Annotated in this window: 4 protein-coding genes and 1 pseudogene; 3 read left to right on the top strand and 2 right to left on the bottom strand. The window is 65.8% G+C overall.

The features are described 5' to 3' along the window. From VA602_RS14140 to gcvP, 3 genes and pseudogenes are all read left to right on the top strand, one after another. Positions 1-189: pseudogene (locus tag VA602_RS14140) on the top strand (TolC family protein); the annotation flags it as partial. A gap of 361 nt (positions 190-550) precedes the next feature. Next, the gene (locus VA602_RS14145) at positions 551-2,527 is read left to right on the top strand and encodes a methyl-accepting chemotaxis protein (protein WP_323453512.1); all 1,977 of its coding nucleotides are present in this window, start codon (positions 551-553) and stop codon (positions 2,525-2,527) included. A gap of 116 nt (positions 2,528-2,643) precedes the next feature. Beyond that, entirely contained in the window at positions 2,644-5,517 is a 2,874-nt protein-coding gene (gcvP, locus tag VA602_RS14150; RefSeq protein WP_323453513.1) for an aminomethyl-transferring glycine dehydrogenase, read from the top strand. 77 nt (positions 5,518-5,594) lie between these two features. Here gcvP and VA602_RS14155 read toward each other — a convergent pair whose 3' ends face one another. Continuing rightward, positions 5,595-5,909, bottom strand: a complete 315-nt coding sequence (locus VA602_RS14155; RefSeq protein ID WP_054894995.1) for a DUF2388 domain-containing protein — start codon at positions 5,907-5,909, stop codon at positions 5,595-5,597. A gap of 92 nt (positions 5,910-6,001) precedes the next feature. Next, on the bottom strand, positions 6,002-7,425 hold a 1,424-nt coding region (locus VA602_RS14160), incomplete at its 5' end, for a GspE/PulE family protein (RefSeq protein WP_323453514.1).

Here is a 7,425-nt window from a genome sequence, read left to right on the forward strand (position 1 = left end):
GAAGCGGCCGACCAGACCCATCGCCGCTATGAGGCCGGGCGTGAGTCATTCCTTGCCGACCTGCAGGCGACCCGCGCCTATACCGACGTGCGTGCGCAATTGGCGGCGGCCAATACCCAGGTGGCGATGGGGCAGATCGGTGTGTTCCTGGCCTTGGGTGGCGGCTGGAAGGCGACAGCGGTGCAGTGAGTGGCACCGCGTCGTGGTATTCGTGGGCCTGTAGGAGCGGGCTTGTCCCGCGAACACGGGCGTAGCCCGTGCCAGGCAGCGCGGTGTCTTTTTCGCGGGTAAATCGGAGCGCCGAACCGCCGCCCCACAAGGTCTGCGCTATCTCTGGAGCGGGCTACGCCCGCGAAGCAGGCGCCCCCATTCCACAAGCAAACCGCGTAGAAAACGTTTGCGTATTTCCCGGTCCGACACTCAAGTATTCCTCCGCGACGCCGATCTACTAGCACCAGCGTCCCGGAAGAGGGCGCGATTTCCCGTTCAATAATAAAGCGGGTGGTCAGCGTGATCAGGATGATCCCGGCCTCTTGCCAGGAGCTTCGCCATGTCTCGACCCCGTGCCCGGATTGCCTCGCAACTCGGCGTCGCCCTCGCCATCGTGCTGGCGCTGGTGATCACCGGCAGTACCCTGTTCGCCCTGCGCTCGCTGGACGACGCCAACCTCGCCACCCGCCAGCAACACCTGGCCAGTGAAGCGCGGCTGCTGGCCGACCAGCTCGACACCTTCCACGGCTCGCTCAAGGACAACACCCAGCGCCTGAGTGGCCTGTTCGAGCGCCGTTTCGCCTCGGGCCTGTCGCTGCATGCCGGCGAGACCGTGCAGGTGGCCGGCCAGGCCACGCCTGCCCTGTACCTGGGCGATCAGCTGATGAACAACGACTTTCGGGTAGTCGATGAATTCCAGCAGATGACCGCCGGCATCGCGACGCTGTTTGTGCGCAGCGGCGACGACTTCGTGCGCATCACCACCAACCTCAAGAAACAGGACGGGAGCCGGGCCATTGGCACCCAGCTGGACCGCCAGCACCCGGCCTACAGCAAGCTGCTCGCCGGGCAGATGTATGTAGGGCGTGCGGTGCTGTTCGACCGTAACTACATGACCCGTTACGTGCCGGTGAGCGATGCCAGCGGCCGGGTGATCGCCGTGTTGTTCGTCGGTTTCGACTACACCGATGCGCAGAACGCGCAGTTCGCCAATCTCAAGCGCTTCCGCATCGGCCAGACCGGCTCGCTGGCGCTGCTCGACAACCAGGGCCAGTGGCTGGTGCCGCCTGCCGGCGTGGCCGATGCGCAGGCTGCGGTTGCCGCTGTGGCCGGCCTGGGCGACAAAGGCCGCTTCTGGACCAACGGCCAGCAGCAACTGTTCAGCGTGGTCGAGCCCTTTGCCGAGGGGCCGTGGACCGTTGTGGCGAGCATGCCCGAGTCGGAAATTCGCGACGTGACCTGGAGTGTCGGCCTACGCCTGGCGATCGGCAGCTTGCTGGCGATGGTCCTGGCCGTGCTCGCCACGCTCTGGCTGTTGCGGCGCAAGCTTCGCCCGCTGGACGACCTGGTGCGCCAGGCCGAAGCCCTGGGCGCGGGTGACCTCAGTGCACGCCTGGCGGTGACCAGCGAAGACGAGATCGGCCAGTTGGCGCGCAGCTTCAACCAGATGGGGGATGCCCTGGCGACCATGGTCGAGCACATTCGCAGTGCTTCCGAGCAGGTCAGCGCGCGCTCGCGCTCCCTGGCCGGGCTTTCGTCCGGTGCCTGCGAGGGTATGGAGCAGCAGTCAGGCGAGATCACCAGCATGGCTGGCGCCGTCGAGGAGTTCAGCGCCACCTCGATGAACATCGCCGAGAACATGGCCGGCACCGAGCGCATGGCCCAGGACAATGCCCAGCAGACGCGCATCGGCCGCAGCGCCATGGACCAGGCGTCCGTCTCGCTCAAGCAGATCGCCGAAGCGCTGGGTGGCACCGCCACAGTGATGGACAGCCTGGGCTCGCGTTCGCAGGAAATCGGCGGCATCGTCGGGGTCATCACCGCGATTGCCGAGCAGACCAACCTGCTGGCGCTCAACGCCGCCATCGAGGCGGCCCGCGCTGGCGAGCAGGGCCGTGGTTTCGCCGTGGTTGCCGACGAAGTACGTGGCCTGGCCGCGAGAACCCGCCAGGCCACCGATGAAATTTCCGGAATGATCGCCAGTATCCAGCAGCAGACCGGGCATGCGATCAGCACCCTGGAGCAGGGCAATCGCCTGATGCAGGAAGGCCTGGAACGCAACGAAAAGGTCGCCGAGGCACTGGCGCGCATCGACGAGCAGAGCCGCGCGGCGGGCGAACAGTTCACCGCCATCAGCACTGCGACCCAGGAGCAGAGCAGCACCGCGAACCTGCTCAGCCGTAACCTGCAGAGCATCGCCCAGGCCAACAGCGAGCAGCACGACGTGGCCAATGAGCTGGCGGCCACGGCCAAGGAGCTCGAGGGCCTGGCCGGGCAGTTGCGCCAGGAAGTGGATCGCTTCCGGGTAGGGGGTTGATCTGATCTGACCAGGGCTGCAATGCAGCCCTGTACGCAAGTTTTTCCGCACTGTCGTCGATCCCTTCCTAGACTTGTAAGTCTCCACGAGAACTGGTCCAGGAAGAGAAGATCGCCATGTCCCAGTCGCCATCCCTGCTGCAACTGCAAGTGCCCAACCCTTTTCTGCAGCGTCATCTGGGCCCGGATGCCCGTGAACAGAGCGCCATGCTCGCGGCCCTGGGGGTCGCCAGTCGCGATGCCCTGATCGAGCAGACCGTTCCGCCAGGTATCCGTTTCGGTCGCCCGCTTGACCTGCCCCCGGCCCTCGACGAGCAGGCAGCCCTGGCCAGGCTGGCCGGATACGCCGGGCAGAACCAGGTGTGGACCAGCCTGATCGGCATGGGCTATCACGGTACCGTCACGCCAACCGTCATCCTGCGCAACGTGCTGGAAAACCCCGGCTGGTACACCGCCTACACACCGTATCAGCCGGAGATTGCCCAAGGCCGCCTCGAGGCGCTGCTCAATTTCCAGCAGATGATCATCGACCTCAGCGGCCTGCCGCTGGCCAACGCCTCGCTGCTCGATGAGGCGACGGCCGCCGCCGAGGCCATGGCCTTGGCCAAGCGGGTCGCACGCAGCAAGAGCAATGCGTTCTTCGCCGACGAACACTGCCACCCCCAGACGCTCTCGGTCTTGCGAACCCGTGCCGAAGGTTTCGGCTTCGAGCTGATCGTCGATTCGCTGGAGAACCTGGGCAAGCATCAGGTATTCGGTGCGCTGCTGCAGTACCCCGACACCCATGGCGAGGTCCGCGACCTGCGGCCGTTGATCGAGCAGTTGCATGGCCAGCAGGCGCTGGCCTGCGTTGCCGCCGACCTGTTGAGCCTGGTGGTGCTGACGCCGCCTGGCGAAACCGGGGCCGACGTGGTGCTAGGCTCGAGCCAGCGCTTCGGTGTGCCGATGGGCTATGGCGGGCCTCATGCGGCGTATTTCGCCTGTCGTGACGACTACAAGCGGGCGATGCCCGGACGCATCATCGGCGTGTCCCGCGATGCCCGCGGCAACACCGCCCTGCGCATGGCCCTGCAGACCCGCGAGCAACACATACGCCGCGAGAAGGCCAACTCCAACATCTGTACCGCCCAGGTACTGCTGGCCAATATCGCCGGTTTCTACGCCGTCTACCATGGCCCCGAAGGCCTGCGGCGCATCGCCCAGCGTGTGCAGCGCCTGACCCAGATCCTGGCGACCGGGCTGCAGTCCAAGGGCATCAAGCGCCTCAATCAGCACTTCTTCGACACCCTCACCCTCGACGTTGGCGGCACCCAGGCCGCGATCATCGAAAGTGCCGAAGAAGCACGCATCAACCTGCGCATTCTAGGGCGGGGGCATCTGGGCGTGAGCCTGGACGAGACCTGTGACGAAGCGACGGTGCTCAAACTGTTCGACATCTTCCTCGGGGTCGACCACGGGCTGGATGTCGCCACCCTCGATCAGCAGCCCCTGCCCCCGGCAGTGCCGGACACTCTGCTGCGCAGCACGCCGCTGCTCGAACACCCGGTGTTCAACCTGCACCACAGCGAAACCGAGATGCTGCGTTACCTCAAGCACTTGGAGAACAAGGATCTGGCGCTGAACCAGTCGATGATCCCGCTGGGCTCGTGCACCATGAAACTCAACGCCACCAGCGAGATGATTCCCATCACCTGGCCTGGCTTTGCCCTGCTGCATCCCTTCGCACCGGCTGCACAGGTGCAGGGCTACAAGGCGATGATCGACGAGCTGGAGGGCTGGCTGTGCGCGATCACCGGTTTCGATGAGATCTGCATGCAGCCCAACTCCGGCGCCCAGGGTGAATATGCCGGGCTGATGGCCATCACCCGCTATCACCGCAGCCGCCATCAACCCCAGCGCACCCTGTGCCTGATTCCGTCGTCGGCCCATGGCACCAACCCGGCCTCGGCGCAGATGGCGGGCATGGAGGTGGTGATCGTCGACTGCGACGAGGCGGGCAACGTCGACCTCGATGATCTCAAGGCCAAGGCGCGCCAAGCCGGGGATCGATTGTCGTGCCTGATGATCACCTACCCCTCGACCCATGGGGTGTACGAGGAGGGCATTCGCGAAATCTGCGAGGTGGTCCATCAACAGGGCGGGCAGGTGTACATGGACGGCGCCAACCTCAACGCCCAGGTGGGCCTGGCGCGTCCGGCGGATATCGGCGCCGACGTCTCGCACATGAACCTGCACAAGACCTTCTGCATCCCCCATGGCGGTGGTGGGCCGGGCATGGGGCCGATCGGGGTGCGCGCACACCTGAAGCCCTTCGTCGCCAGCCATCCGGTGGTGCCGGTACCGGGCCTGGACCCGAACAACAGCGCCGTCAGCGCAGCGCCCTGGGGCAGTGCCAGTATCTTGCCGATCAGCTGGATGTACATCGCCCTGATGGGGCCACAGCTGGCCGATGCCAGCGAGGTGGCGATCCTCAGCGCCAACTACCTGGCCAACCGCCTGGCGGGGGCCTTTCCGGTGCTCTATCGCGGGCGTAACCAGCGCGTGGCCCATGAATGCATCCTCGACCTGCGTCCGCTCAAGGCGCAGACCGGGATCACCGAGGAGGACGTGGCGAAGCGCCTGATGGACTATGGCTTCCACGCGCCGACCATGTCGTTCCCGGTGCCGGGCACGCTGATGGTCGAGCCGACCGAGAGTGAGTCGAAGGCGGAACTGGATCGCTTTGTCGAGGCGATGTTGGCGATCCGTGACGAGATTGCCCAGGTGCAGGAGGGGAATTGGCCAGCGGAGGACAATCCGCTCAAGCATGCGCCGCACACGCTGGCCGATGTGCTGGCACCCTGGAGTCGGCCTTATAGCCTGGAGCAGGCGGTCGCGCCCAGTGCGCATGTGCGTTTGCACAAGTACTGGCCCGCGGTGAATCGGGTGGACAACGTGTACGGCGATCGCAATCTGTTCTGTGCTTGCGTGCCGGTGGACGCGTATCGCTGAATCCGGGCCTGCTGTGGGGGCGGTGCTGCGCGGGTCTGCTCGCGCAGCCCGCTCCCGCAACGGGCGTCGAATGCAGGTTACTGAGCGGTGAGGTTACGGGCCAGGATCGCGTTGGCCAGTTCCATATCGCTGGCCTGGACGCCAGGGTTGTCGGCACGCACCTGACGCATCGCCGCTTCCAGGTAAGGGCCGCGGATCGAACCTTCGCTTGCCACGAAGCTGCCGGCATCGTCCTGGGCGGCCGCGACCAGTTTGTGGTCCTTGAACGTCAGGTAGGTCGAACCGGTGGTCGCACCAGACGAAATGACGTTGCGCCAGAAGCCGTCGGCCATGGCGGAGCCGATCGGCAGGGACAGCAGGGCAGCAGCCGCAATGGCGGTTTTGAAACGCATGTGAATTACCTCGAACGATGAGGGCGGGGGGATGCGAGGTTGGATCGCCGCGCGGGCCGCAAGTTCCTTTGCACGCCGCGTATGCCGGGCGCTCAGGCACATACCCGAAGGACTTCCGCGAGGCTGGTCATGCCCCGAGCCACCCTGTCTTCACCGCAGCGGCGCAGGTCGCGCATGCCCTGGGCCAGAGCCTGCTGGCGCAGGCTGGCAAGGTCGCTGTCCGGGCCGATCCGAGTTCGCAGGGCGTTGTCCAGCACGAGCAGTTCGAATAGCCCCGTGCGCCCTAGGTAACCAGTACCGCGACACTGGCGACATGCCGTTTCACGAGTGCCGGGACGTCCCTTGCAGGCGCTGCAGAAGGTGCGTACCAGACGCTGGGCCATCACGCCGATCAACGTGGCCTTTATCAGGTAATCGGCCACACCCAGCTCCTGCAGGCGAGTAATGGCGCTGCAAGCGTCGTTGGTGTGCAGGGTCGATAGCACCAGGTGTCCGGTCAACGCCGCCTGGACCGCCACCTGGGCGGTTTCGCGGTCGCGTATCTCGCCGATCATGATGATGTCCGGGTCCTGGCGCAGCAGCGCACGCACGCCGTTGGCAAAGCCGAGGTCGAGGCCGGGCTGGACCTGCAACTGATTGAAGCCGGGCTCCAGGCGCTCGATCGGATCTTCGATGGTGCACAAGTTGACCTCTGGCGTGGCCAGGTGCTTCAGGCTGGCGTAGAGCGTGCTGGTCTTGCCCGAGCCGGTGGGGCCGGTGAGCAGGATGATGCCCTGGCGCTTTGCCAACAGCGCGTGCCACTGCTCCAGCAAGGCACCTTCGAGCCCCAGGCGCTCCAGGTCTTCGTGCAGTTGTTCGGGATCGAAGAGGCGCAACACCAGTTTTTCGCCGAACGGTGTCGGCAGGGTCGACAGACGCAGCTCGACCTGCGCGCTGCCGGGCAGGCGGCTTTTCAGGCGTCCATCCTGTGGGCGGCGCTTCTCGGCGACATCCATTCGCCCGAGGTGCTTGAGACGGCTGACCAGCGCCAGGACCACGCCGGCGGGAAACTGGTAGACCGTATGCAGCAGGCCGTCGATGCGGTAGCGCAAGCGACCCTCGTCGTGGTGGGGTTCGAGATGGATATCGCTGGCACGCTGCTCGATGGCGTACTGCAGCAGCCAATCGACGATATGCACGATGTGCGCATCGTCGGCGCTGATGGCGGTGCTGCGCCCACCGAGCTCCAGGAGCTGCTCAAGTTCGCCCAGGCTTGCGCGCTGCTGCTGGTGGGCGCCCTGCACGGATCGCGACAGGCGCTGGAACGTGTCGCCGAGCTGGCGCAGTTGCACAGGGCTGGCCAGCACCCGGCGAATCGGCTGGCCTAGGCTGCGGCTGAGGTCGGCTTCCCACTCGCGTTGGTAGGGCTGTGCGCTGGCCACGGTAATGCCGGTCGCATCCAGCGCCACGGCGAGGATGCCGTGGCGCTGGGCGAAAGCGGGCGAGATCAGGCCGGCGACGCGAGCCAGATCGACCT

Origin of the sequence: Pseudomonas machongensis, from assembly GCF_034961125.1 — a bacterium.
GTDB lineage: Bacteria > Pseudomonadota > Gammaproteobacteria > Pseudomonadales > Pseudomonadaceae > Aquipseudomonas > Aquipseudomonas machongensis.

Coding starts and splice junctions, on each gene's coding strand:
- VA602_RS14145 (WP_323453512.1), top strand. CDS start 551: ATGTCTCGACCCCGTGCCCGGATTGCCTCGCAACTCGGCGTCGCCCTC.
- VA602_RS14155 (WP_054894995.1), bottom strand. CDS start 5,909: ATGCGTTTCAAAACCGCCATTGCGGCTGCTGCCCTGCTGTCCCTGCCG.
- gcvP (WP_323453513.1), top strand. CDS start 2,644: ATGTCCCAGTCGCCATCCCTGCTGCAACTGCAAGTGCCCAACCCTTTT.